The organism is Paenibacillus piri (genome assembly GCF_004354045.1).
Lineage (GTDB): Bacteria > Bacillota > Bacilli > Paenibacillales > NBRC-103111 > Paenibacillus_S > Paenibacillus_S piri.
Map to the genome: position 1 here is coordinate 1 of NZ_SMRT01000006.1, position 24,474 is coordinate 24,474.

The 24,474-nt window shown below is 52.1% G+C and carries 24 protein-coding genes, 8 tRNA genes and 1 rRNA gene; 32 read left to right on the forward strand and 1 reads right to left on the reverse strand.

All coding sequences use genetic code 11. The features are described 5' to 3' along the window. The 9 genes from E1757_RS14170 to E1757_RS14210 all read left to right on the forward strand — a co-directional run. Positions 1-279: ribosomal RNA gene (locus tag E1757_RS14170) — 23S ribosomal RNA — on the forward strand; the annotation flags it as partial. A 136-nt stretch (positions 280-415) separates the two neighbouring features. Continuing rightward, positions 416-504 (forward strand) — tRNA-Ser (locus E1757_RS14175). Positions 505-566: 62 nt separating this feature from the next. Continuing rightward, positions 567-643, forward strand: a tRNA-Met gene (locus tag E1757_RS14180). Between the two features lie 65 nt (positions 644-708). Continuing rightward, a tRNA-Val gene (locus tag E1757_RS14185) sits at positions 709-784 on the forward strand. 71 nt (positions 785-855) lie between these two features. Beyond that, positions 856-931, forward strand: a tRNA-Thr gene (locus E1757_RS14190). Between the two features lie 13 nt (positions 932-944). After that, positions 945-1,021, forward strand: a tRNA-Asp gene (locus tag E1757_RS14195). Between the two features lie 45 nt (positions 1,022-1,066). Then, positions 1,067-1,142, forward strand: a tRNA-Phe gene (locus tag E1757_RS14200). A 39-nt stretch (positions 1,143-1,181) separates the two neighbouring features. Next, a tRNA-Tyr gene (locus E1757_RS14205) sits at positions 1,182-1,267 on the forward strand. 10 nt (positions 1,268-1,277) lie between these two features. Beyond that, positions 1,278-1,350 (forward strand) — tRNA-Lys (locus tag E1757_RS14210). Positions 1,351-1,455: 105 nt separating this feature from the next. On the opposite strand, the gene E1757_RS14215 is transcribed toward E1757_RS14210, so the two are convergent. Next, positions 1,456-1,767 (reverse strand): MTH1187 family thiamine-binding protein, encoded by a 312-nt coding sequence (locus tag E1757_RS14215; protein ID WP_133229139.1) that lies wholly within the window; start codon positions 1,765-1,767, stop codon positions 1,456-1,458. Positions 1,768-1,996: 229 nt separating this feature from the next. Between E1757_RS14215 and E1757_RS14220 the strand changes: the two genes are divergently transcribed. The 23 genes from E1757_RS14220 (at position 1,997) to E1757_RS14325 (ending at position 24,342) form a co-directional block, all read left to right on the forward strand. After that, positions 1,997-3,112, forward strand: coding sequence for a PucR family transcriptional regulator (locus tag E1757_RS14220; protein ID WP_133229141.1), 1,116 nt, complete (start codon positions 1,997-1,999; stop codon positions 3,110-3,112). A gap of 96 nt (positions 3,113-3,208) precedes the next feature. Beyond that, positions 3,209-4,330 (forward strand): ABC transporter ATP-binding protein, encoded by a 1,122-nt coding sequence (locus E1757_RS14225; RefSeq protein WP_133229143.1) that lies wholly within the window; start codon positions 3,209-3,211, stop codon positions 4,328-4,330. Positions 4,331-4,452: 122 nt separating this feature from the next. Then, the gene (gene hprK, locus E1757_RS14230; RefSeq protein ID WP_133229145.1) at positions 4,453-5,394 is read left to right on the forward strand and encodes an HPr(Ser) kinase/phosphatase; all 942 of its coding nucleotides are present in this window, start codon (positions 4,453-4,455) and stop codon (positions 5,392-5,394) included. A gap of 85 nt (positions 5,395-5,479) precedes the next feature. Then, the gene (lgt, locus tag E1757_RS14235) at positions 5,480-6,538 is read left to right on the forward strand and encodes a prolipoprotein diacylglyceryl transferase (RefSeq protein WP_133229147.1); all 1,059 of its coding nucleotides are present in this window, start codon (positions 5,480-5,482) and stop codon (positions 6,536-6,538) included. A 35-nt stretch (positions 6,539-6,573) separates the two neighbouring features. Next, complete coding sequence (gene ppaX / locus E1757_RS14240; protein WP_133229149.1) at positions 6,574-7,221, forward strand: pyrophosphatase PpaX; 648 nt, start codon at positions 6,574-6,576, stop codon at positions 7,219-7,221. 1 nt (position 7,222) lies between these two features. Continuing rightward, entirely contained in the window at positions 7,223-7,741 is a 519-nt protein-coding gene (locus E1757_RS14245; RefSeq protein WP_133229151.1) for an acyltransferase, read from the forward strand. After that, positions 7,741-7,872, forward strand: coding sequence for a hypothetical protein (locus tag E1757_RS36900; RefSeq protein ID WP_281282494.1), 132 nt, complete (start codon positions 7,741-7,743; stop codon positions 7,870-7,872). The genes E1757_RS14245 and E1757_RS36900 overlap by 1 nt, the downstream gene beginning before the upstream one ends. 66 nt (positions 7,873-7,938) lie before the next feature. Then, positions 7,939-9,153 carry an ATP phosphoribosyltransferase regulatory subunit gene (locus E1757_RS14250; protein ID WP_133229153.1) on the forward strand — a complete coding sequence of 405 codons (1,215 nt, stop codon included), beginning with the start codon at positions 7,939-7,941 and terminating at the stop codon, positions 9,151-9,153. A 14-nt stretch (positions 9,154-9,167) separates the two neighbouring features. Beyond that, positions 9,168-9,812, forward strand: a complete 645-nt coding sequence (gene hisG, locus E1757_RS14255; protein WP_133229155.1) for an ATP phosphoribosyltransferase — start codon at positions 9,168-9,170, stop codon at positions 9,810-9,812. 212 nt (positions 9,813-10,024) lie between these two features. Then, complete coding sequence (gene hisD, locus E1757_RS14260) at positions 10,025-11,314, forward strand: histidinol dehydrogenase (protein WP_133229157.1); 1,290 nt, start codon at positions 10,025-10,027, stop codon at positions 11,312-11,314. Further along, on the forward strand, positions 11,307-11,912 hold the full coding sequence (gene hisB, locus E1757_RS14265; RefSeq protein ID WP_425464840.1) for an imidazoleglycerol-phosphate dehydratase HisB: 606 nt from the start codon (positions 11,307-11,309) through the stop codon (positions 11,910-11,912). Before hisD ends, hisB begins: the two co-directional genes overlap by 8 nt. A 1-nt stretch (position 11,913) precedes the next feature. After that, complete coding sequence (gene hisH, locus E1757_RS14270) at positions 11,914-12,558, forward strand: imidazole glycerol phosphate synthase subunit HisH (protein ID WP_133229161.1); 645 nt, start codon at positions 11,914-11,916, stop codon at positions 12,556-12,558. A gap of 661 nt (positions 12,559-13,219) precedes the next feature. After that, positions 13,220-13,978: an imidazole glycerol phosphate synthase subunit HisF gene (gene hisF / locus E1757_RS14275; protein ID WP_133229163.1), complete on the forward strand. Its 759-nt coding sequence runs from the start codon at positions 13,220-13,222 to the stop codon at positions 13,976-13,978. Next, the gene (gene hisIE / locus E1757_RS14280) at positions 13,975-14,682 is read left to right on the forward strand and encodes a bifunctional phosphoribosyl-AMP cyclohydrolase/phosphoribosyl-ATP diphosphatase HisIE (protein WP_133229165.1); all 708 of its coding nucleotides are present in this window, start codon (positions 13,975-13,977) and stop codon (positions 14,680-14,682) included. The genes hisF and hisIE overlap by 4 nt, the downstream gene beginning before the upstream one ends. A 14-nt stretch (positions 14,683-14,696) precedes the next feature. Continuing rightward, the gene (hisJ, locus tag E1757_RS14285; protein WP_133229167.1) at positions 14,697-15,503 is read left to right on the forward strand and encodes a histidinol-phosphatase HisJ; all 807 of its coding nucleotides are present in this window, start codon (positions 14,697-14,699) and stop codon (positions 15,501-15,503) included. A 276-nt stretch (positions 15,504-15,779) separates the two neighbouring features. Next, a complete protein-coding gene (locus tag E1757_RS14290; RefSeq protein WP_133229652.1) occupies positions 15,780-16,730 on the forward strand; it encodes a ribose-phosphate diphosphokinase in 951 nt (316 codons plus the stop codon). Between the two features lie 108 nt (positions 16,731-16,838). Then, on the forward strand, positions 16,839-18,593 hold the full coding sequence (locus E1757_RS14295) for a tetratricopeptide repeat protein (RefSeq protein WP_133229169.1): 1,755 nt from the start codon (positions 16,839-16,841) through the stop codon (positions 18,591-18,593). A 150-nt stretch (positions 18,594-18,743) separates the two neighbouring features. Further along, the gene (gene trxB, locus E1757_RS14300) at positions 18,744-19,691 is read left to right on the forward strand and encodes a thioredoxin-disulfide reductase (RefSeq protein ID WP_133229171.1); all 948 of its coding nucleotides are present in this window, start codon (positions 18,744-18,746) and stop codon (positions 19,689-19,691) included. Between the two features lie 213 nt (positions 19,692-19,904). After that, positions 19,905-20,855 (forward strand): ROK family glucokinase, encoded by a 951-nt coding sequence (locus tag E1757_RS14305; protein ID WP_133229173.1) that lies wholly within the window; start codon positions 19,905-19,907, stop codon positions 20,853-20,855. Positions 20,856-21,107: 252 nt separating this feature from the next. Continuing rightward, positions 21,108-22,007 carry an RNase adapter RapZ gene (gene rapZ, locus E1757_RS14310; protein WP_133229175.1) on the forward strand — a complete coding sequence of 300 codons (900 nt, stop codon included), beginning with the start codon at positions 21,108-21,110 and terminating at the stop codon, positions 22,005-22,007. After that, positions 22,004-22,990 (forward strand): gluconeogenesis factor YvcK family protein, encoded by a 987-nt coding sequence (locus E1757_RS14315; protein ID WP_133229177.1) that lies wholly within the window; start codon positions 22,004-22,006, stop codon positions 22,988-22,990. Before rapZ ends, E1757_RS14315 begins: the two co-directional genes overlap by 4 nt. A 6-nt stretch (positions 22,991-22,996) precedes the next feature. Further along, positions 22,997-23,926, forward strand: coding sequence for a DNA-binding protein WhiA (whiA, locus tag E1757_RS14320; protein WP_133229179.1), 930 nt, complete (start codon positions 22,997-22,999; stop codon positions 23,924-23,926). A 146-nt stretch (positions 23,927-24,072) separates the two neighbouring features. Continuing rightward, complete coding sequence (locus E1757_RS14325; RefSeq protein ID WP_076230567.1) at positions 24,073-24,342, forward strand: HPr family phosphocarrier protein; 270 nt, start codon at positions 24,073-24,075, stop codon at positions 24,340-24,342. Positions 24,343-24,474 lie beyond the last annotated feature (132 nt).

Consider the following 24,474-nt stretch of genomic DNA (forward strand, 5'->3'; position numbering starts at 1 on the left):
TATCTGTCGCGGGCGTAGGAAATTTGAGAGGAGCTGTCCTTAGTACGAGAGGACCGGGATGGACGTACCGCTGGTGTACCAGTTGTTCCGCCAGGAGCACGGCTGGATAGCTACGTACGGAAGGGATAAGCGCTGAAAGCATCTAAGCGTGAAGCCCCCCTCAAGATGAGATTTCCCAGTACGTAAGACCCCTTGAAGACGACGAGGTAGATAGGTTCGGGGTGGAAGCGCGGCAACGTGTGGAGCTGACGAATACTAATCGGTCGAGGGCTTAACTAACTACCCAAGAAAGGGACGAAGGCGCTGTAGCGCAGTCCGATTCCTTTCACGGGGCCTCTAAGAAAAGAAGAACGAACAATGCTTGCCGGTTTCGGACCCAGTTTTCAAGGAACAATCCACAGTTGTTCTTTCTCGTGGAGAGATACCCAAGTGGCTATAAGGGGACCCTCTGCTAAGGGGTTAGACTGCGTAAGTGGTGCGAGGGTTCGAATCCCTCTCTCTCCGTAGTTACCAACAAATGGAAAGAGATGAGAACCAGATCTCTCTCCGCAACGGTTTATTTATATGGCGGTGTAGCTCAGCTGGCTAGAGCGTACGGTTCATACCCGTAAGGTCGGGGGTTCGATCCCCTCCGCCGCTACCAATTTTATTTTGCAGTTGATTTTTTTTTGTAAAATGTGATATGATTCCACTTGTGCCATTGCTCATGGAGGCTTAGCTCAGCTGGGAGAGCATCTGCCTTACAAGCAGAGGGTCGGCGGTTCGATCCCGTCAGCCTCCACCATTTAACTCTTAGAGCGAAGTATAGCTGAAATACGAACAACAGATACTTTAAGAGATCATCACAATGAATATGCCGTTGTAGCTCAATTGGTAGAGCAACTGACTTGTAATCAGTAGGTTGGGGGTTCAAGTCCTCTCGACGGCACCAGTTATACCATCGCGGAGCCGTGGTGTAGAGGCCTAACATGCCTGCCTGTCACGCAGGAGACCGCGGGTTCGAATCCCGTCGGCTCCGCCATGAATAACACGTTTTTTTCTTGATTAGGACAAGCTAAATACATATGGCTCGGTAGCTCAGTCGGTAGAGCAGAGGACTGAAAATCCTCGTGTCGGCGGTTCGATTCCGTCCCGAGCCACCATTGGCTAAGCTGTGACAGCAGCAGAACAGCCATCTTTATGGAGGCTTAGCGAAGTGGCCAAACGCAGCAGACTGTAAATCTGTTCTCTGACGAGTTCGGTGGTTCGAATCCATCAGCCTCCACCATTTCAAATTCGAGACATTAGCTCAGCCGGTAGAGCACCTGACTTTTAATCAGGGTGTCGTAGGTTCGAATCCTACATGTCTCATCGCTCAAATAAGCTTTCAATTACGATTAACGTAGTTGGGAGCTTATTTTTTGTTTCAAATTTAGCTCTTAGAAAAAGAAAGCAGCGGACCTTTCGGCGATGCTGCTAACTGTCATGCAATTTTTGCCGGACGGACTTCATTTTCTGCTCGATGGAGCTCGGTTTATCGCGCCTGTCATCGATTTTGATCGAGGTCGACACCCGCACGGCGCCGTGATGAAAAGGAACCTCATGGAGCCTTTGGATGACGGCAAACAGGTGCTTCAAATCCCCCTCAATGATCGTGCTCATTGCGGTCATCTGAAAATGGACAGGCTCGGCAGCCTGCTCCAGAACTTGCTGAATGTCGGCCACATACTGACTTAAGCTGGTGGACGCGGTTCCGATCGGAATAATGGTCAATTCAACAATAGCCATGCTAACGCTCCTTAACTGTCTGGAATTTGTAATAAGTACATCTCTTATTGTAGCTTTACGGAACCGGTTCATCAAACCGGCCGCTTGTTGAGCTTAAATATTTTGCTGGAAACGGAGGTACATTTTAGCGCTGTTCGTTTTCAGGGAGTTTTTGGTTTTATGCGGAACCGTTTTTTGCTATGATGAAGTACATACTAAAATAAATTTATTACAGTTGGGAGTTTCGGGTATGGACTGGGAACCGTTGAGGCAGCAGCTGGAGCAGATTTTGAAGGGACATGTAACGTTGTCGAAATGGACATGGGATCAATGGCAGCGTCATGCGGAAGCGGAATCAAAGGATAAAGGAACTGTACCCAAAAGCTTGAAGCAGGCCGGCCATTGCTTCTTTTTTGTAAATCGGGAAGGGCATGAAGTGCAGGTGCTGCAGATCGATGCGGAACGAGTTACGCCTGCCGAACGGCAGCTGGTGGAGCTGATGCTGGAAGCGAGGCGGGCGCAGGAAGCGAAGCTTCCCGTGTCGATCAGCGAGGAAGAGCGCCAGGCGGGCGCGGTGCGCGATTGGTTTAAGCAGCAGCAGGATCTCGGTCTGGTGAACGCTGAAATGCCGGATAACCTCGTTTCGCAGATGTCGCTGTATTCGACCAAAATTCCCTTGCTGCTGTACGGCGACTATTCGCAGTCGCGGCGGGTAAGCTATCAGGAACTGAAAAAGCTGCTGGAATCGTTCTTTGACGCGGAAATGATACTGATTCCGTTAATGGATAAAGAATGGCTGATTCTCGGATCCGAAAAAATGCTGTCGATGGATGCAGCTGACGAACGGGATTACGGAGAGGAGGACAGCCTGGAGGATACATTAGGGGCGATCGGCTTCGGCTTGCACGAAATGCTTGAAAACGAATGGGTCGGAGAATGCCATCTGGCGATTCATTATCCGATGATGCCTGCCAAATCGCTGTACTCGACCGTGCTGCAGCTCAGAGAGACGATGATGCTCGGGCGAACCTATCACCTGGGGAGCAATATGCATCTGCCCTGGATGCTGCAGCTGGAGAAGCTGATCAACCTGATTCCGGAGGCGGAGAAGACCAACTTTCTTGAGCGGGTGCTGAAACGGCTCGATGTAGCGCTGGACTCGGAGACGATGACGACGCTGGAGCACTTTTTCCAACTGGACTGCAATGTCAGCGAGACGGCCAAGAAGCTTTATATTCACCGCAACACGCTGTTATACCGGCTGGACAAGTTCAAGCAGGAGACCGGATTAGACGTCAGAACGTTCAATGACGCGGTATTGGTGAAGATAGCTCTGCTATTGTACAAAGTAACGAAAAGAAAGTGATTTTTTTGTGAAGATTGTGCATAGTCATGATGGGGAAGGTAGGGTAAGATGAATATATAATTTTTTTCGATATTAACTCGTAGGGGGAATAATACCATGGCAGGTGTACGTTTAAACCACATCGTTAAAAAATACGCAGGTGCTGAAGAAGCGACAGTGAAAGATTTTCATCTTGATGTTGCGGACAAAGAGTTTTTGGTTCTTGTAGGCGCATCCGGTTGCGGTAAGTCCACTACTCTTCGTATGATTGCAGGGTTGGAGGAAATCACTGAGGGCGAACTTTACATCGGCGACCGTTTGGTAAACGACGTAGCGCCGAAAGATCGCGATATCGCGATGGTATTCCAATCTTACGCTTTGTATCCGCATATGAGCGTGTACCAAAACATGGCTTTCGGTTTGAAACTTCGTAAATTTAAAAAAGCCGATATCGATGCACGCGTTCGTGAAGCGGCTAAAATTCTTGATATTACTCACTTGCTGGATCGCAAGCCGAAAGCTCTTTCCGGTGGTCAGCGTCAACGGGTTGCGCTGGGCCGTGCGATTGTCCGTGAACCGCAAGTATTCTTGATGGATGAACCGCTTTCCAACTTGGACGCTAAACTCCGCGTACAGATGCGCGCTGAAATCAGTAAGCTGGCTAAACGTTTGGAAACAACCGTTATCTATGTAACGCATGACCAAACCGAGGCGATGACGATGGGTGACCGTATCGTTGTTATGGATAAAGGTATTATTCAACAAGCGGCTACGCCTGAAGAAATTTACAACTTCCCTGTAAATATGTTCGTTGCGGGCTTTATCGGATCTCCGTCCATGAACTTCGTTACAGGCGGGTTTACAGATCAAGGCGGCAGCGTCTACTTCAAAGCAAACGGCTTGAACGTAGAAGTACCGGAAGGCAAAGCTAAGATTCTTCGCGAAAAAGGATATGTAGGCAAGGAAGTCATTTTGGGAATTCGTCCTGAAGATTTCCATGAAGAGCCTGTTTTCCTGGAAGCATCGCCTAACACGGTCGTGAACGCACACATCGAGGTTGCTGAGAACCTGGGTCATGAAATGTTCTTGTACTTGACAGGCATCGGCAAAAACAGTGTCGTTGCGCGTGTTGACGGACGTTCCGGCTTCAAAGAAAGCATGAACGTGAAGCTGGCTATCGATATGAACAAAGTTCACTTCTTCGATCAAGAGACTACGCTGTCGATCTTCAACAGCTAATTCTATATAAAATTATGAAGGACCAGTCCTAGGACTGGTCCTTTGTGCGTAAGTAAGGTTGATTTATCCCGGTATTTTTTATACGATGGGTGTATTGGAAAAACGAAGGAGACGGAACTGCGATGTCAAAAAAAGTAAAGGTATCCGACTTAGTTGCTGAATTTCACCTGGAAGTGATTTGCGGCGAAGGAGGATTGAAGCGCCCGATTACAACCGCCGACTTATACCGTCCGGGATTGGAAATGGCGGGCTATTATGAATTCCACCCGACGGAGCGCGTACAGATTTTGGGGAAAACCGAGCTTACTTTTTTTGATGGTCTATCCCAGAATGACAAAATTGACAGAATGACCCGGCTATGCGCGCCTGCCGATACGCCCTGTATATTGATCAGCCGTGGCTATGACGTGCCTGAGGAGCTGATTGCCGCGGCTAATGCCCAGCAGCTGCCCGTTCTCCGTACGAAGACGGCGACGACGATATTTGCCAGCCGGATTACCGGGTTTCTTGAAAACAAGCTGGCCCCTACAACTACCATTCACGGCGTACTTGTCGATGTATACGGGATCGGCATGCTGATATCAGGGACGAGTGGAATCGGTAAAAGCGAAACGGCGCTGGAGCTGGTCAAACGAGGGCACCGGCTGATCGCTGACGATGCCGTCGAAATCCGGCAAACGGCAGACCATGTACTGATCGGCAATGCGCCTGAATTAATCCGGCACCTGCTGGAGATTCGGGGGGTCGGCATAATCAATGTGATGACCTTGTTCGGCGCGGGAGCCGTCCGCAATGTTAAGAAAATTTCCGTTGTGGTAAAGCTGGAGACATGGCAGCAGGATAAGCAGTATGACCGTCTGGGGTTGGATGAAGAGATGACGCAAATTATTGAGACGGAAATCCCGCTCGTAACGATTCCTGTCCGCCCCGGTCGGAACTTGGCGGTTATCATTGAGGTGGCGGCGATGAACTTCCGGTTAAAGCGGATGGGCTACAATGCGGCCCTGCAATTTACCAATAAGCTGACCGAATCGTTGGCTGAAGATATGGACGATATGGAATAGACGGCCAAAGATTGAAGTCCCTGGGCAAGAATTTGGGGATGTAAGGATTCTGAGATGACTTAAGGGATTCGAAAGGGGAAGCAGCATGTATTTAGCGATAAATCCGATTGCGTTTAGTTTGGGACCGTTGTCCGTCCATTGGTACGGCATTATATTGGGTACGGCCGCGTTGGTGGGGCTGCTGCTGGCCATCCAGGAAGGCAAACGGTTCGGGATGAATCCGGACTTTTATATGGATTTGGTCTTGCTCGGCGTTCCCTCGGCTATTATCGGCGCGCGGATCTATTATGTGGCGTTCAAATGGGAAGATTATAAAAACAATTTAGCCGAAGTGTTTATGGTATGGCATGGCGGGATTGCGATCTATGGGGCGTTGATTGGCGCTATTATCGCCGCGTTTTTTTATGTCCGTAGAAAAGGGTACTCGTTTTGGCGAATTGCCGACGTTTGTGCACCGGGACTGATCATAGGACAAGCCATTGGCCGTTGGGGCAATTTTATAAATCAGGAGGCGCACGGCGGTCCGGCAACCGAAGCTTTTTTGCGAAACTCGCTGCATTTGCCCGATTTTATCGTGAATCAGATGCTGATCGAGGGACAATACTATCATCCGACATTTTTATATGAGTCGCTTTGGAACTTGGTCGGCTTACTCGTTTTGTTATGGCTGCGGAGAAGGCCTTTTCTACGGGCCGGCGAACTGTTCATGAGCTATTTCGTATGGTATTCCATCGGACGCTTCTTTATCGAAGGATTGCGGACCGACAGTCTGGATTTTACCGGCCCTACATGGCTGGCTGCCTTAATGAACGGGTTGTGGGCTCCGATGCGCTGGTTCGGCTTTGAATCGGGCTATATGACGTATGGAGGCAACGTGCGGATATCGCAGCTGCTGGCGGTGCTGATTGTACTGGCTGCCTTCGTCGTAATGATCATGCGCAGAAAAACCGGTGCCGCCGTTGAGCGCTATGCCGATCCGATTGTCCCTGTTAGCGGTAAAGCGGGAGCGGAAGAAACGCCCGCCGAGACGCAACCATCGACAGCATCCGACCCGACGGCTGCAGAGGCGGCAGCGGATGATAAGATACCGGCGGATCCGCAATCGGAAGACAGTTCCGGGTTGAAGGATGCGGAGCATAAATAAAATACGGACAGCATGGGAAAAGGAGTCGAAACAGCATGATACAGACGGTGTTATTTGATTTGGACGGTACCATTGTGGATACGAACGAGCTGATCATTCAATCGTTTTTGCATACATTTGAAGGCATAACGCCGGAGCCGATAACGCGGGAGCATATTATTCCGAATATGGGCCGGTCGCTTGTGGATCAGATGAAGTTTTTTTCCGGAAGAGAAGAAGTGGAGGACCTCGTTCAAAAATACCGCGCCTACAATCTCGATAAGCATGACGAGCTGGTGACGGAATTTCCCGGCGTCAAGGAGACACTGGCGAAGCTGCACACCGCAGGAATCAAGCTGGGGGTTGTAACGAGCAAGGTGCGCATTACGACCGAAATGGGTTTGCGGCTGTGCGGTCTGTACGATTATTTCGGAACGATCATCACGGTGCAGGATGTGAATAATCCGAAGCCGGACCCGGAAGGCATCCGCAAAGCGCTTCAACTGCTGGGCTCGGACATCGAAGGCGCCATGATGGTCGGGGACAGCCACTACGATATTGAGGCGGCTCACAATGCAGGCATACCGTGCGCTGCCGTAGCCTGGTCGTTGAAAGGGATGGAGTATTTGAACAGTTACAATCCAACGTATATTATTAACGACATTCGGGAGCTGCTCCCTATTGTTGGCGTCGGGGAGATGTAGATTGAGAAGGACGGACAAGTATCCGGTAGAAGGGCCGAATTCGCTGTGGCAAGTATACCGGACGGTCAGCAGGTGGAAGGCGATCCGCAATTTTATATTCATTCAAATTTCACGGTATGCCCCCTCCTTGCCCCTCAAGCGCTGGATTTACCGCCATGTGCTTGGCATGAAGGTGGGAGAGCATGCCTCCTTTGCGTTGATGGTGATGGTGGACGTGTTTTTTCCGGAGCGGATCGAGGTGGGGAACAACACGATTATCGGGTATAACTCGACGATTTTAACGCATGAGTATTTAATCAAAGAATATCGGCTGGGCAATGTCCGAATCGGCTCTCATGTCATGATCGGGGCGAATACGACGATTTTGCCCGGGGTTACGATCGGCGACCACGCGATTATCGGAGCCGGTTCGGTCGTACATAAGGATGTGGCGCCATACAGCTTTGTGGCGGGCAATCCGCTGCGGGTCCTCCGAGATGATGTACGGAATGATCAGCCGGATGATGAACGGGATGAATAATGGAAGCTATCAATGAAATAGGCAGTCTGAATCCGAATGATGGAGAGCCGGAACCCGATATTTTATCGTTGACGGCGATGCGTTTCGGTGATAAACTTACGATTACATTCTTTATTTTGGTAGTATGGTAGCATGTTATCGTACTAAAGCGTTCTAATACACATGTTGATAAAGCTTGATATAGGCAGGTGGCACAGGTGTCGAAACCGAAAGTGTTTGAAAAACCGACCGGGGTCAAAGATTATTTGCCGGAGGCGGTAGTAAAGCTCCGCGCGATCGAGAATAATGTGCTCCAATGTATGGATCGTTGGGGCTACCGGGAAATTATAACGCCGACGTTGGAGTTTTATGATACGGTCGGGGTGGCCAGCTCGACGGAGGACCGCAAGCTGTTTAAGCTTCTGGACCGCAACGGAACGACGCTTGTCATGCGCTCGGACGTGACGGCGCCGATTGCGCGCGTCGTAGCCTCCTTATTAAAGGAACAGCCGTTTCCGATCCGTTTATCGTACCACGCCAATGTATTTCGCGCATTTGAGTCCGAAGCGGGGCGCGACGCGGAATTTTTTCAGACGGGCGTTGAGCTTGTGGGAGATGCTTCTTCGGAGTCCGATGCGGAGGTGGTCGCCCTCGCGATCGCCAGCCTGCAGGCTGCCGGGGTAGAGCAGTTTAAAATCGCGCTCGGGCATGTCGGATTCCTGAACGGATTGTTCAAAGAAACACTGCGGGAGCATCAGGATGCGCAGCGCAGCTTGAAGGAATGCTTGCTCAACCGCGACTATGTCGGCTATCGCGAGACGATCAAATCGCTGGGCTTGCCGACCGGTGTACAGCAGGAGCTGGAAGGTATCCTGAGATTGCGGGGCGGACAAGAAATTTGCTCGCAGGCCAAACAGCTTACGGCAGATCCGACGGCGCAGCAATCGATCGCTCATCTATGCGAAATATGGGATGTGCTGAAAGCGTACGGGGTTAGCGAGCACGTGATGATCGATTTGACGATGATCGGAGATATTTCCTACTATACCGGGATGACGTTCGAAGGCTACGCGGCCGATCTGGGCTTCCCTGTCTGCAGCGGCGGCCGGTACGACAATCTGCTTATGCATTTCGGCCGACCTGCTCCCGCTACCGGCTTCGCGTTGAAAACGAACCGCATATTGGAGGTTGTAAGCAAGCGTCCGGTTGAAGAGCCTAAGAGGGTGCTGATCGCTTATACAGCGTCGTCGCGGGTCGAAGCGTTTCTTCAAGCGAAGCGACTGCGCGAACAGGAGAACGCGGTTGTGGAGACGCGTTTAATTGCCGATGAAAGCATAGGTCAGGCAACGGGACGGCTGGTCATGACGAAGCTTGACAATGAAACTTATAGTGTGGGCGGGATCGTATACCACGACGTGATCGAGTTCGGGTAAAGGAGCAAATGAGCATGCAGGATGTATTGAAAGTTGCGATGCCCAAAGGGCGTATTTATAAGCAAGCTTCCAAGCTGTTCAGGGAAGCGGGCCTGGTCATTCCGGACGATATCGACGATTCCCGCAAGCTGATCATTGCCGTGCCGGAAGCGGGGATGGAGTTTATTATGGCGAAGCCGGTCGACGTGCCGACATATGTGGAGTATGGCGTCGCCGATATCGGCGTTGTCGGCAAGGATGTGCTGATGGAGGAAAACCGCAACGTCTATGAGCTGCTCGATTTGGGCATTGCGCGCTGCCGTATGTCGGTTATCGGCCTTCCCGATTGGGAACCGGTACTGAATCCGCGGGTTGCAACGAAATATCCTAATGTGGCGTCCCAATATTTCCGGGAAAGAGGCCAGCAGGTGGAAGTGATTAAGCTGAACGGCTCGATCGAGCTGGCTCCGTTGATCGGCTTGGCCGACCGGATCGTCGATATGGTGGAAACCGGACAAACGTTGAAGGAAAACGGACTGGTAGAGCAGGAGCAGATCTTCGCCATCACCAGCCGTCTAATTGCGAACCGGGTCAGCTACCGGATGAAAAACGAACGGATTCAAGCGTTGTGCGACAAACTGCAGCATATGATTTCCGCAGCGGCATCGGAGAAAGCTTAGAGGCAGGAGAGCAGAGTAGGGAAATGTGTGGACAGTAATATATAGCGATAGGCCGCAAAATGTCCGAATCGCAGCCAGGCTTATCCGGTTGGAGCAAGATGGAGCCGGGCAGAAGCGGGAATGTTCGAGAATAGCGTTGTCGCGGAGCGAATCAGGAGCAGAAGCAGGCAGAAATTTGCGATAGGTAAGCCAGGAAATCGGGGGGATTCAGGATGAGAATGATGCCGGCCAGCGAATTTTCACTTCAGCGGCAGGTGGAGTACGGCTCTGAGGAGCAGAACCGGAGCGTGAAGAGCATTATCGAGAGCGTGCGCCTTGAGGGCGACGCCGCGCTCCGGCGCTTCGCTCAGCAGTTCGACGGCGTCGCCGTCGGCGAACTGCGCGTGAGTGAAGCCGAGATCGAGGCCGCCTACGCGCAGGTGGACGAGAGCTTCCTCGCCGCCATCCGCGGGGCTGCGGCGAATATTCGGCGCTTCCACGAGAAGCAGAAGCGCACGTCATGGATGGATCTGCAGCCTGACGGCAGCATCCTGGGTCAAGTGATGCGGCCGCTCAAGCGGGTCGGCCTGTACGTTCCGGGCGGGAAGGCGGCGTATCCGTCGTCCGTCCTGATGAATGCCATTCCGGCACAGGTCGCCGGCGTGCCGGAGATTGTAATGGTCACGCCGCCGGCGACGGCCGGGGTCGAAGGCATCGACCCGCATATCCTTGTGGCGGCTGCGGAAGCAGGCGTTCGCGAAATATACCGTGTCGGCGGCGCGCAGGCGGTAGCTGCGCTTGCCTACGGCACGGAGTCGATCCCTGCGGCGGATAAGATCGTAGGGCCGGGCAACATCTATGTCGCCCTGGCCAAGCGCTACGTGTTCGGCGTCGTGGACATCGACAGCATCGCCGGCCCGAGCGAAATTGTCGTGCTCGCCGACGATACGGCCGATGCCGCCTATGTGGCGGCCGACCTGCTGTCGCAGGCCGAGCATGACGAGATGGCGTCGGCGATTCTCGTCACGCCGTCGCAACAACTGGCGCAGGCGGTGGCGGCCGAGGTCGCCCGCCAGCTGGAATCGCTGCCGAAGCGGGACATCGCGGCGCAGTCGATCCGCGACAACGGCGCGATTCTGACGGTCGCGAGCCTCGAGGAGGGCGTGCGCGTCGTCAACCAGCTCGCGCCCGAACATCTCGAGATTCTCGTCGCGGACCCGTTCCAATATTTGAGCGCCATCGAGAACGCAGGCGCGATCTTCCTCGGGCCCTACAGCTCCGAGCCGGTAGGCGATTATTTCGCCGGCCCGAACCATGTGCTGCCGACGAACGGCACGGCGCGGTTCTCCTCGCCACTGAACGTGGATCATTTTATGAAAAAATCGAGCGTCATTTACTACAGCAAGGAAGCGCTGCTGCAAAACGGGGAGCAAATCATCGCTTTGGCGCAGCATGAAGGATTGGAAGCACACGCGAGAGCGATTCAAATACGATTGCAGAAAGAAGGGAATGCCCGTGGCTGACCAGCAGCAGGCCGCACGCTCGGCACAAATTGCGCGCAAGACGAATGAAACCGATATTCAGCTCGCTTTTAACGTAGACGGAACCGGTATATCGGAGTTCGAAACGGATGTGCCATTTTTAAATCATATGCTAGACCTGTTTACGAAGCACGGCCATTTTGATTTGCAGGTAAAGGCCAATGGCGACATCGATATCGACGACCACCACACGGTCGAGGATATCGGCATCTGCCTCGGACAGACGCTGCGCGAAGCGCTTGGCGACAAGAAAGGCATCAAGCGCTATGCGAACGTGTTCATCCCGATGGACGAAGCGCTGGCGCAAGTCGTCATCGACGTCAGCAACCGGCCGCATTTTGAATACCGGGCTCAGTATCCGTCCGCGCAGGTTGGCAGCTTTTCGACCGAGATGGTGCATGAATTTCTTTGGAAGTTCGCTTTGGAGGCGCGGATTACGCTGCATGTCATCGTTCACTACGGGCAAAACACGCATCATATGATCGAAGCCGTGTTCAAGGCGCTTGGACGCGCCGTTGACGAAGCGACGAGCATCGACCCGCGCGTGAAAGGCGTGCCGTCGACGAAGGGAGTGCTGTAGCATGATCGCCATCATCGACTATGGCATGGGCAATCTGCACAGCGTCAGCAAGGCGGTGGAGCGGCTCGGCTATGAAGCGGTCGTCACGTCGGACGAGCGCAAGATTATGGCTGCGGGAGGCGCGATTTTGCCGGGCGTCGGCGCCTTCGGCGACGCGATGGAGCAGCTGCGCGCCTCGGGTCTGGACGGGACGGTCGCGCGCTATGCGCAAACCGGCAAGCCGCTGCTCGGCATCTGCCTCGGGATGCAGCTGTTGTTCACGCGCAGCGAGGAGCACGGCACCCACGAAGGGTTGAATTTGCTGCCGGGCGACGTCGTGCGCTTTCAAGGCAGCTACAAGGTGCCGCATATGGGCTGGAACCGGCTGGAATATAGACAGCAAAGCCCGCTGTTCGCCGGCATCGAGGAAGGGCATGTGTACTTCGTGCACTCGTATCACGCACGGCCGGAGCAGCCATCCGACCTGCTGGCCGTAACGGATTATTACCAGCAGGTAACGGCGATTGTCGGACGCGGCAACGTGTACGGCATGCAGTTCCATCCCGAGAAAAGCGGCAGTACCGGAATGCGGCTGCTTGGCAACTTTCTGGCCTTGTGCACAAGGGATCGCGCAGGCGATCATCCGGCTGCAGGGGCCAAGGCGTGAAGTTCGGCAGTCGGTGAATAGGGAAAAAGGCGTGGAACATTACGTCACTATTGTGAAAGCGAGCCGCTTGCGGCAGTTGCAGGGGCAAATGCTCATCATTTGACGGTACTGTGATGCGGGTTAAGGGTCTATCCTGGCAACAGCCCTCTAGCGGGCAGCTGCAGGGGCATGTGCTCATTAAATCAGCGATGCCGCCTTTACGGCATGAGGGTCTGCCCTGAGCTGGGTAACAACGTTGCATTGCGGTGGTAGCTATCGGACCCCGGAGCCGTTATTTATGCCCAAACGCGTCATTTTTCAAACGAACCGAGGAGCCATTATTTCGCTTGAAATGGCGCTGTTTGGCGGTTGGCGTACCAAATAACGGCGTTCCGGTCCGTTACAATTCTGAAGTAGCGAAATCGGGGCAAATAACGTCCTCTCGGAGACTGTCGATTAATAGGGATAAGGGCTTGGAGAATGGCTTCAGGGCGAGTTTTTTATTGCATTGTTACCGAAAAGTATAATGAAATCAATGCAATAAAACGTGTTTGAGCTTCGAAGTCGTACCCATTGCCCGTTCCCGTCCTTTAATCGACAGTCTCTCTCGGTCCGTTAGCGATGATGATGGTGATGATAACAGGCCGTGACAGGGCCGTTTATCCTTGAGGAGGGGAACAACATGCTGGCAAAACGGATCATTCCGTGTTTGGATGTGAAAGACGGCCGCGTCGTGAAAGGCGTCAATTTCGTCAATTTGCGCGATGCCGGAGACCCGGTGGAATTGGCCGCGATCTATGACCGTGAGGGTGCGGACGAACTTGTTTTTCTCGATATTTCCGCTTCGGTGGAAGGCCGGGCGACGATGGTCGAGGTCGTCAAAAAAACCGCCGGCGAAATCACGATTCCGTTCACCGTCGGTGGCGGCATTTCGAGCGTGGACGACATGAAGCGGCTGCTTCGAGCCGGCGCGGATAAAATCGGAATCAATACGGCTGCAGTCAAAAACCCGCAGCTCATTTCCGACGGCGCGCGGCGCTTCGGCTCGCAATGCATCGTCGTCGCGATCGACGCCCGTTATAACGAGGCGTGGGGCGAATGGGAAGTATTCACCCACGGCGGACGCAATGAAACCGGCGTTAAGGCGCTGGAATGGGCAAAGCGGGCGGAGGAGCTCGGAGCGGGCGAAATTTTGCTGACGAGCATGGATGCGGACGGCACGAAGGACGGCTTCGATCTTGCTTTGACGAAGGCCGTTTCCGAAAGTGTTGGCATCCCGGTCATTGCCTCCGGCGGAGCGGGACTGAAGGAGCATTTTTACGACGTGTTTGAAGAAGGCAAAGCGGATGCGGGACTGGCCGCGACGATATTTCATTATAAAGAGCTGACGATCGAAGAGGTTAAAGGCGATCTCAGACAAAAGGGAGTGGAGATTCGATGAGCAACGAGCAGAACGAACAGGCCGGCGCAGCAAAGACGCCGCTGACGTTGGAACAGCTGAATGCAGCGATTCAATGGGATGCGGGCGGACTCGTACCGGCAATCGTGCAGGATGCGGCAAGCAAAGACGTGCTGATGATGGCTTATATGAACCGGGATTCGTTGAGGTTGACGCTCGAGTCGGGTGAGACCTGGTTCTGGAGCCGTTCGCGCCAGGAGCTGTGGCATAAAGGCGCAACCTCCGGCCATATTCAAAAGGTGAAGTCGCTAAAGTACGATTGCGACGGCGATACCCTGCTCGTGATGGTCGATCAAACGGGACCTGCCTGTCATACCGGCCAATACAGCTGTTTCTTTAACGAGGTGCCGGTGCAAGGCGGTCAAGCTGCGGAAGTCGCGGCGGCGGGCGTAGACCGTTTTGCGATGCTGTCGAGACTGGAGTCGGTCATTGCTCAGCGAGACGCCGAGCGTCCGGAAGGCGCTTATACGACGTACCTGTTTGAAAAAGGGATCGATAAAATATTGAAAAAAGTCGGCGAAGAAACTGCCGAAGTCATCATTGCGGCAAAAAATCGCGACAACGACGAGCTGCGCTACGAATCGAGCGATCTGATTTTCCATCTGATGGTGCTGCTGCGCGAAGCGAAGCTGCCGCTTGACGATGTGATGCGCGAGCTGGACCGCCGCCATAATTCCAAAAAATAACAGGGGAGATTCCTATGCTCATTGATTATCATACCCATCATGTCCGCTGCGGGCATGCCTCGGGAGAGCTGGAGGAATACGTGCAAAAGGGCATTGAGCTCGGGTTGACCCAATTGGGTTTGTCCGATCATATGCCCTTGCTGCATGTAGACCCGGCCGCTTATTTGCCGGGTATGGCGATGCCGATGGAGGAGCTTCCGCGCTATGTCGAGGAAGCTTTCCGGCTGCGGCAAAAGTATAAGGAACAGATCGATATCCGCGTCGGGCTGGAGGGCGACTATATCGAAGGTTGGGAGGCCGAAATCGAGCGCATCATTCAAGCTTATCCGTGGGATTATGTAATCGGCTCCGTGCATTTTTTGGGCGAATGGGATATATCCGACTTCAGGCAGCTGGACGAATGGAAAAACCGCGACGCTTACGAGGTGTACTCCCAATATTATGACGCGGTGCAAAAGGCGGCCCGAACCGGCTTCTACGACTATATCGGTCATATCGATGTGATCAAGCGGTTCGGTTTTAAGCCGGAGCGGGGTGTGGAGCATCTGGAAAACGAGGCGCTCAAGGCAGTCAAAGCGGCAGGCATGGCGATCGAGCTGAATGCATCGGGTTTGCGGATGCCGGCTAACGAAATGTTCCCGAGCCGACGCATGCTGGAGCTTTGCCATGAGTGGGGGATTCCACTGACGATCGGGTCCGATGCCCATCAGCCGGACAGATTGGCGCAATACCTGGATCAGGCGGCTGCGCTTTTGAAGGAAATCGGCTTTACGGAGCTGGCTACGTTCAATCAGCGGAAACGAATCATGCTTGCATTATAGCGGCTTCCGCTGTGGTTCATCCGAACTTCGCCGGAGCTGAAAAATACTGGGAAAGCGTTATTTTTTCACGGAAATGCCTTTTTCTTAATCGTTTCTTTTCATGTATAATAAACGTATGCCGCGGAGCCGTCCGAACATGGACCTTAAAGCTCTGGTTATTATAAACATGTCTTAATTGGTAGAAATACTGCATCGGAATGCGGCTTGCCGCGTATTACATCTTACGAGGCTGCTAAATTGAGCCGTAAACGTAAACAATCCATAACGGAGGTAACCATGTACAGCGACAAATTAAAAATCTTTTCGGGATCTTCCAATCCCAGGCTTGCTGAAAGGATTTGTAAGGAATTGGGCGTCCCACTCGGCCAAATCAAGCTCTCCCGGTTTAAATGCGGAGAAATTTACTGTCTCTTCGAAGAATCCATTCGAAATTGCGATGTGTTTTTAGTGCAGACGTTCTCCCATCCGATCAATGAGAATTTTATGGAGCTTTTAGTCATGATGGATGCAGCGAAACGTGCATCGGCCAGAACGATCAACCTTGTCGTCCCTTACTATGGTTATTCCCGCCAGGAGCGTAAAGCGGCGCCGCGTGAGCCGATTACCGCGAAATTGGTTGCCGACCTGTTGAATACGGCCGGAGCCGACCGCGTCATTACGATTGATTTGCACGCGCCGGCGATACAAGGCTTCTTTAACATTCCGGTCGATCATTTGACAGGACTCGATCTGTTGAGCAATCATATTAAAAACAAGAAGATCAAAGATCTCATCGTCGTATCTCCGGATGCGGGCGGCGTAACGAGAGCCGAAAATTTGGCCAACGTATTGGAAGCGCCTATCGCGATGATGTTTAAAAAGCGCCATGCGCATAACGAATCTGTAGTTACTCATGTCATCGGCGATGTAGAGGGCAAGACACCCGTCATCATCGAGGATTTGATCGATACCGGCACGACGATTGTCAACGTGGTTGAGGGCCTAAAGGAACGCGGCGCCAACGACGTTTATATTTGTGCCACCCATCCCGTATTTTCCGGACCTGCTCTTCAGCGGCTGGACCACCCGAATATTAAAGAAGTCGTCATTACCGACTCGATCTCGATTCCGGATGACCATTCGACCCGCTTCACCGTACTTTCGGTAGCACCGCTTTTGTCCAATGCGATCCGGATTATTAAAGAGGGCGGCTCGATCAGTTCGTTGTTCAAATATGGCGGCGTGTAGGAAATTGAAACTATTTTATGTATTTCTCTAGGAATGTGCTATACTTTTCAATAAGATTAACGCTGGTTTCTTGCCAATTCCAGACGGAACCGGAGGTGCCTTATTTTAATGGAGAAGAAAAAGCGTGCTAACCCAACCCAACCCGCCAAAGTGATCTCGATGAAAATGGATGCCACGTTCTTTTTCGAACGAGCTGTCCAATCCTTGGACCGATATCATTACGATAAGGCATTAAAGTATTTTCGTCGCGCCGCCGAGTTCGAGCCTGACAACCCGGTGAATCATTGCAATTTGGCCGGGCTTCTTTCGGAGATGGGGAATTACGAGGAATCGAATCATATCCTTCAGCAGGTGCTGGATCAGATTGATCCGACCATGACCGAATGCTATTTCTATATGGCGAACAATTTCGCGAATATGGAAAATTACGAATCGGCTGAGAAAGCGATCATTCATTACTTGGAGAATGATCCGACCGGCCAGTTTCTCGAAGAATCCGAGGAAATGATCGAGCTGCTCAGCTATGAGCTGGACCGTCCGACTAAACTGACCTCGATTAAGAGCCGTGAAGGCATGTTCGAGCACGACCGTGCGCGGGCTATGCTGGAGGAAGGGAAATTTGCCGAAGCGGTTCGGATTTTGGAGAAAATTATAAAAAAACATCCCGACTTTATGGCGGCCCGTAATAATTTGGCGTTAGCTTATTATTATATGGGTCATTTCGACAAGTCGATCGATATGATCAAGCAGGTGCTGGAGCTCGATCACGGCAACTTGCATGCGCTGTGCAATTTGGCTATTTTTTATCAGCATTTCGGCGACAAGGAAAAGCTGGTCGAGCTAATGGACGTGCTGCGCAAAACGTATCCGTTCCATCAGGACCATGTGTTTAAATTGGCTACCACGATGGGAATATTAAGCGAGCATGAAACGGCGTACCGGTTGTTCAAGCGTTTGCTGAAAACCGGTGAAGCCGGGCTGGATCCGTGCTTGTTTCATTATACAGCCGTCGCCGCTTACAATACGAAGCGTTACGACGAAGCCGAACGCCAATGGCGTCAGGCGGAGAAGTTCGATCCCGGATCTGATATCCCGGGCTTTTACTTGAATTTGCTGCGCAAATCGCGCGACGAGCAGGTCAAGCCGCCGGTCAGCTACCATTACCATCTGCCGTTCGAGGAGCAGTTCCGCGGTCTGGAAAAATCGACGGAAGGCTTGCCCGATCATTTGCGGCGCGACCCGCTGGTTCGCTCCTCGTTCTTCTGGGCGCTGCGCCATGGGGATACCGAAACGAAGCTGCAGGTTATTCAGGCGTTCGGTCTGATCGCCGACAACGAAGTGAGGGAAGCGCTGCTTGAATTCATTCAGGAGCCGGGCGAGGACGATTATTTGAAAAAGGTAGCGATCTTCGTGCTCCGCAGTATCGGCCTGCACGATCCGGTTACCGCTGTTCTCGACGGGCGCAAATTAACCGTACCGGCGTCTCCGTTTTCGCCGAATTTACCGGTTTGGGAACCGAAGTGGCAGCAAATAATGGATTTGGCGATTCAAGAAATGGACCGCCGCTATGATATGGTGCAGCAGTATGATCTGCAGACGTTGTGGGTCGAATATTTATCGCGGGTTTATCCGACGCATACGCCCAAAATAGCCAAGGTAGAGGGCTGGGCGGCTGCGCTTGAATACTTGACGGCGAAAATGCACCGACGTGCCATTTCGTATCACGAACTGGCGCACCGGTATAACGTATCCGTCGCAACGATCAGTAAAAACGTGAAAATCATTGATGAAGCGTGCGGACTTAGAGAAAAGATGGAAGCCATCTTTCCCAAGTTTACAAGCTTCGATCATAAGATAAAATAAGGGCATATCTAGCTTATGCTTGCGATGCAGTTTTGCTCCCAGCAAAACTCAGCTTATGCTTACGATGTCAGTTTTGCTTCTCAGCAAATCTCAGGCTTATGCTTACGATGTCAGTTTTGCTTCTCAGCAAAACTCTTAGGAGGAATCACATTGTACAAAACAATCGTTATCGGTACAGGTCCTGCAGGGCTTACCGCTGCTATTTATTTGGCTCGCGCCAACCTTAACCCTTTGGTGATCGAAGGGCCGGAGCCGGGCGGCCAGCTTACGACTACGACGGAAGTCGAGAACTTCCCCGGTTTCCCGGAAGGCATCATGGGACCGGAGCTGATGACGAACATGCGCCAGCAGGCGGAACGGTTCGGCGCAGAGTTCAAAACCGGCTGGGTCAACTCAGTCGATATGTCCAAGCGTCCGTTCAAGCTTTCCGTGGAAGGCATGGGCGAAATCGAAGCCGAGAGCCTGATTATTTCAACGGGCGCAACGGCCAAGCTGCTGGGCATAGACAATGAGAAGGAAAGCATCGGCCGCGGTGTCAGCACCTGTGCGACCTGCGACGGATTTTTTTTCCGCGGCAAAAAGATAATCGTAGTCGGCGGCGGAGATTCCGCCATGGAAGAGGCGAACTTTCTGACGCGGTTCGCAACGGAAGTGAAGCTGGTTCACCGCCGCAGCGAGCTGCGCGCTTCCAAAATCATGCAGGATCGCGCCCGCGGCAATGAGAAAATCAAATGGGAACTGAATAAGACGCCTCTGGCGGTTATTTCCGGAGATAAAGGGGTAACCGGCTTGAAGGTTAAAAACAACGAATCCGGCGAGGAAGAAGTTATTGAGACGGACGGTGTTTTCGTTGCGATCGGCCACAGGCCGAATACGGATTTTCTGGCCGGACAAATCAAGACGGACGAAACCGGTTATATATTGGTTCAGCCGGGCACGTCCCATACGAATATCGAAGGCGTATTCGCCTGCGGCGACGTGCAGGACAGCAAATACCGCCAAGCCATTACGGCGGCAGGCAGCGGTTGTATGGCCGCGTTGGATTGCGAAAAGTTTTTGGAAGGCCATGCCGTTCATGAATGGAGCCAATCGTTGTAAAATTATGGGAAACGTGGAGCTTGAAGCTCCACGTTTTTTCGCATCGGAGAAGGACATGCATACCCTGTGTACGGATCGCTTGTCCGAACGGTTCCGACTCATTGGTTGTAGATGAATGATTTGTCATGAGCCTTGTCTTGACCTGCAAGTAGGAGTGGCTTATAGTTGAGGTTGGAGCATTATGTTGATTATAGTTTATGAGGTGACCAAAGCATGGGAGAAAAGGTATACGTTGGAGTCGATTTGGGAGGAACTACCATTAAGGTGGGGCTGTGCGACATTAACGGAAAGCTTCTGCATACTTATGAAGGGCCTACCGGAACAGAGCACGGAGCGGATGTCGTATTGGAGAACATCGCTCAATATGTGCGCAAGCTTGTATCGGATACGTCCTACGATTGGGAGCAGGTAGCCGGAATTGGCGCTGGCATCGCCGGATTTATGGATATTCCCGAAGGTTTCATCAAGCTGTCGCCGAACTTGGGATGGCGCAACGTACCTGTTAAAAAAATCCTGGAACAAAAGCTGGGGAAAACCGTAAAAATCGACAATGATGCGAATGTTGCCGCACTTGGCGAAGCATGGAGCGGAGCCGGCGCAGGCATTCCGAATGTAGTATGCTACACGCTTGGAACCGGCGTGGGCGGAGGAATCATTATCCGCGGCAAAATATTTCAAGGATTTAATGGAATGGCCGGCGAACTGGGCCATATGATATTAGTGCCCGATTTAGAAGCGATTCAATGTGGCTGCGGAATGAAAGGCTGTCTGGAAACCGTTTCCTCGGCGACCGGCATAATCCGGATGGGGAAAGAAGCGGTTGAACGCGGGGAGTGCACGTCATTGGCATTGGTTGAGAACATTATGGCCAAAGATGTGTTCGACGCGGCCAAGTCGGGGGATGAAGTTGCTCATCGCATCATTAACCGCGCTGCGCTTTATTTGGGCAAATCGATGGCGATGGTATCGGTTGTGCTGAACCCTCAGCGTTATATTATCGGCGGCGGCGTTTCGAAAGCCGGCGACATTTTGTTCGATGCGATCCGTCATCATTTTCATGAATGCGCCCAGCAAGCGGCGAGCGAGGGCGTGGATATCGTCCCGGCGACATTGGGCAACGATGCCGGAGTTGTCGGTGCCGCAGGCTTGAACTTGCATTCCTAATGAAGTTTACAGCTTGATGAACATGTTCAACAAGTGCGCTTCAATTTATGCGCGCTGCTATATAGATAAGCGAGGATTCCATTGGAGGCAAGAGCGGCAAAAAGATAGTGGACAGTTTTAGCGATCTTTTCAAACCGTGTTCCCACTGTAAGTTTCATAGGAAGGAACATGTTTGAATGGGGCCGGAGGCACTTTCCCTGCGGCAGCAGCCATCCCGATGGAACTCCGAGCCCGGTGGAGGAGGAGTTACCCATGGAAGAAATGCATACCTTGGGCAAGCTGGTCATTATTACCGGTATGTCAGGAGCAGGTAAGACGATCGCGGTGCAAAGCTTGGAGGATCTCGGTTTTTTCTGCGTGGATAATCTTCCCCCTGTTTTAATTCCGAAATTTGCCGAACTGATCGAGCAGTCGAAGGGCCGCATCGGCAAGGTGGCGCTCGTCATTGATTTGCGCGGCCGGGAGTTCTTCACCTCGATCTCGGAATCGCTTCGGTTCGTGAAGGAAAATCATACGTTGACTCACGAGATTTTGTTTTTGGACGCAACCGACGCCATTCTGGTGCAGCGCTATAAAGAAAGCCGGCGCAAGCATCCACTGGCGCCCACAGGAGCTCCGCTGGAAGGCATCCAACAGGAGCGCAAGCTGCTGGAGGAGCTGAAGGGCGTAGCCACCCAGGTGATCGATACGAGCAATCTGAAGCCTGCGCAGCTGAAGGAGAAAATCGTGTCCCGGTTTACGAATCTGGAGCTGGGCGGCATTTCCATCAATGTCATCTCGTTCGGGTTCAAGTACGGGATTCCGATTGACGCCGACTTGATTTTCGATGTGCGGTTTTTGCCGAATCCGCATTATGTGGATGCGCTTCGGCCAAATACCGGCCAAGACCCGGATGTGTACGAGTACGTCATGAAATGGAGCGAAACACAGGAGTTTTTAGCCAAGCTGCTCGATATGCTCCACTTTCTGGTACCGCAGTATAAGAAAGAGGGCAAGAGTCAGGTTGTCGTCGGGATTGGCTGTACGGGCGGCAAGCACCGTTCCGTAGCGATTGCCGAATACTTGGGTAAAATGATGGATAACAGTGAAACGGAAATCGTACGGGTCAGTCATCGCGACTCGGAGCGGGATCGGGTTGAGGTGAAAAAATGATTCAGGATCACGAAATAAGTGATCAGCCCCGGATCGTAGTTATCGGCGGCGGTACAGGTTTATCCGTCATGCTTCGAGGCTTGAAGGAGAAACCGATGGATATTACCGCAATCGTTACGGTCGCCGATGACGGGGGCAGCTCGGGTATACTACGCTCCGAACTGGAGATGGTGCCGCCGGGAGACATCCGCAACGTTCTGACGGCGCTTGCCGACGTAGAGCCTCTGCTCGGCAAAATGCTGGAGTACCGTTTTCAAAAAGGACAGGGATTAGCGGGCCACAGTTTGGGCAATCTAATACTGGCAGCGATGCGAGATATTACCGGTGATTTTGTGACGGGCGTAAGGGAACTGAGCCGTGTTTTTGCCGTTCGCGGTCGGGTGCTGCCGGCGGCGAACCATGCGATCGTGTTGAAGGCGGAGATGGCCGACGGCACGATTGTGGAAGGCGAATCCAAAATTCCGAAAGCCGGTAAAATCATCAAGCGCGTATTTATCGAGCCTGCCGAAGTGTCGCCCCTGCCGGAAGCGATCGACGCTCTGCGCAAAGCGGATGCGATCCTGATCGGACCGGGAAGCTTGTACACAAGTATTTTACCGAATTTGCTTGTGCCTGAAATTAGCCGGACGATTGTCGAGTCGAATGCGCTCAAAATATTCATATGCAACGTTATGACGCAGCCGGGGGAAACGGACAACTATTCGGTGAGCGACCATTTGCGGGCGGTTCATGAGCATGTGGGGCAAAACTTGTTCGATTATGTGATTGTAAACAATGGGGAAATTCCGCCCCAGGTGCAGAGCAGGTACGCGGAGAAAGGCGCCAAGGTCGTTCATCTCGATCTGGACGAGGTTACGAAGAAGGGCTATAAGGTCATTGCCGACCAATTGGTGCTGTTTCGCACATACCTTCGCCACGACGCTGAAAAGCTGAGCCAGCATATCTATCAGTTGGTGGAAAGCTGGATGACAAAGAAGAGGTGATTTTTCATGTCGTTCGCCTCACAAACGAAAAAAGAATTAACGATGATTCAATCGGATGATTGCTGTGAGACGGCGGAGCTGTCGGCCTTAATCCGGATGAACGGTTCCGTTCAGCTGACGAACCAACGGATCGTGCTCGATATCTCCACGGAGAATGCGGCTATCGCGCGCCGGATTTATTCTTTGCTGAAAAAGAAATTTCAAGTGCATACCGAGCTGCTGGTTCGTAAAAAGATGCGTTTGAAAAAAAACAATGTGTACATCGTACGGGTACCGCAGCAGGTACAGGAAATTTTGGCCCGGCTGCAGATCGTGTCCGAAGGGTTTATGTTCACAGCGGGCATCGAGGAAGACATTATTCACGACAGCTGCTGCAAGCGGGCTTATTTGCGGGGGGCTTTTCTGGCCGGAGGCTCGGTGAACAACCCCGAAGGTTCCTCGTATCATTTGGAAATATCCTCGATGTATGAGGAGCATTGTCAGGCTTTATGCGAATTGGCCAATGAATTTGATTTGAATGCGCGTTGTATCGAACGCAAAAAAGGATTTGTGCTCTATATCAAGGAAGGCGAGAAGATTATCGAGTTCCTGAGCTTGATCGGCGCTCACCAGGCGCTGCTGAGGTTTGAGGACGTCCGGATTATGAAGGATATGCGCAACTCCGTGAACCGCCTGGTTAACTGCGAGACGGCCAACCTGAATAAGACGATCGGTGCGGCGGTTCGGCAGATCGACAACATCCGGCTGCTGCAAAAAGAGATCGGTTTGGAAAATTTACCCGAGAAATTGCGAGAGGTTGCAGAAATCCGGATGAAGCATCCGGATATGAACCTGAAGGAAGTCGGCGACCTGTTAAAAGGAAGCGTCAGCAAATCCGGTGTGAACCACCGGCTTCGCAAAATCGATGAATTGGCGGAAAAAATCCGAAAAACATAACGGTAAATATAGATTTTTTGTGTAAATTTGCAATATTCCTAGTGTATCGTATTGAAAAATGATATAATATTTGAAAAATCGCTTTTTCATGGTCATTTATGAGAATGGTCATTTGCAATTTAAGATTGTAGGGGGTATTGGTTGGAATGTCGAAACGCCCAGTAGTTGTGAAGTTGAAAACAGGCCTTCATGCCAGACCGGCGGCACTCTTCGTTCAAGAGGCGAACAAATTTTCTTCCGAAATCTTCGTGGAGAAGGATGAGAAGAAAGTAAACGCCAAAAGTATTATGGGGATCATGAGCCTGGCGATCAGCACAGGTACGGAAGTTTATATTAGTGCGGAAGGTTCGGACGCAGAACAGGCTGTAAACGCTTTAGTCACTTTGGTCAGCAAGGAAGAATTGGAGAACCAATAACCGGCCGCAGCGGGCTTGCTGAATGAAAGCTTTTTCGCGCGGCGGTCTGCACGGAATGGACACATTTCCATATAATGATTCGTATGGGATACAAAGAAAAGCGCAACCTTTTCTTAGTAAGAGCGTCTATTA

Bases quoted from the DNA above. Each gene is read 5' to 3' on its own strand.
- E1757_RS14305 (WP_133229173.1), top strand. From the start codon at position 19,905: ATGGGAGAAAAGGTATACGTTGGAGTCGATTTGGGAGGAACTACCATT.
- hisD (WP_133229157.1), top strand. From the start codon at position 10,025: ATGAGAATGATGCCGGCCAGCGAATTTTCACTTCAGCGGCAGGTGGAG.
- hisG (WP_133229155.1), top strand. From the start codon at position 9,168: ATGCAGGATGTATTGAAAGTTGCGATGCCCAAAGGGCGTATTTATAAG.
- hisIE (WP_133229165.1), top strand. From the start codon at position 13,975: ATGAGCAACGAGCAGAACGAACAGGCCGGCGCAGCAAAGACGCCGCTG.
- E1757_RS14225 (WP_133229143.1), top strand. From the start codon at position 3,209: ATGGCAGGTGTACGTTTAAACCACATCGTTAAAAAATACGCAGGTGCT.
- hisF (WP_133229163.1), top strand. From the start codon at position 13,220: ATGCTGGCAAAACGGATCATTCCGTGTTTGGATGTGAAAGACGGCCGC.
- hisJ (WP_133229167.1), top strand. From the start codon at position 14,697: ATGCTCATTGATTATCATACCCATCATGTCCGCTGCGGGCATGCCTCG.
- ppaX (WP_133229149.1), top strand. From the start codon at position 6,574: ATGATACAGACGGTGTTATTTGATTTGGACGGTACCATTGTGGATACG.
- hprK (WP_133229145.1), top strand. From the start codon at position 4,453: ATGTCAAAAAAAGTAAAGGTATCCGACTTAGTTGCTGAATTTCACCTG.
- hisH (WP_133229161.1), top strand. From the start codon at position 11,914: ATGATCGCCATCATCGACTATGGCATGGGCAATCTGCACAGCGTCAGC.
- E1757_RS36900 (WP_281282494.1), top strand. From the start codon at position 7,741: ATGGAAGCTATCAATGAAATAGGCAGTCTGAATCCGAATGATGGAGAG.
- E1757_RS14290 (WP_133229652.1), top strand. From the start codon at position 15,780: ATGTACAGCGACAAATTAAAAATCTTTTCGGGATCTTCCAATCCCAGG.
- E1757_RS14325 (WP_076230567.1), top strand. From the start codon at position 24,073: ATGTCGAAACGCCCAGTAGTTGTGAAGTTGAAAACAGGCCTTCATGCC.
- whiA (WP_133229179.1), top strand. From the start codon at position 22,997: ATGTCGTTCGCCTCACAAACGAAAAAAGAATTAACGATGATTCAATCG.
- E1757_RS14220 (WP_133229141.1), top strand. From the start codon at position 1,997: ATGGACTGGGAACCGTTGAGGCAGCAGCTGGAGCAGATTTTGAAGGGA.
- E1757_RS14315 (WP_133229177.1), top strand. From the start codon at position 22,004: ATGATTCAGGATCACGAAATAAGTGATCAGCCCCGGATCGTAGTTATC.
- E1757_RS14215 (WP_133229139.1), bottom strand. From the start codon at position 1,767: ATGGCTATTGTTGAATTGACCATTATTCCGATCGGAACCGCGTCCACC.
- E1757_RS14295 (WP_133229169.1), top strand. From the start codon at position 16,839: ATGGAGAAGAAAAAGCGTGCTAACCCAACCCAACCCGCCAAAGTGATC.
- rapZ (WP_133229175.1), top strand. From the start codon at position 21,108: ATGGAAGAAATGCATACCTTGGGCAAGCTGGTCATTATTACCGGTATG.
- lgt (WP_133229147.1), top strand. From the start codon at position 5,480: ATGTATTTAGCGATAAATCCGATTGCGTTTAGTTTGGGACCGTTGTCC.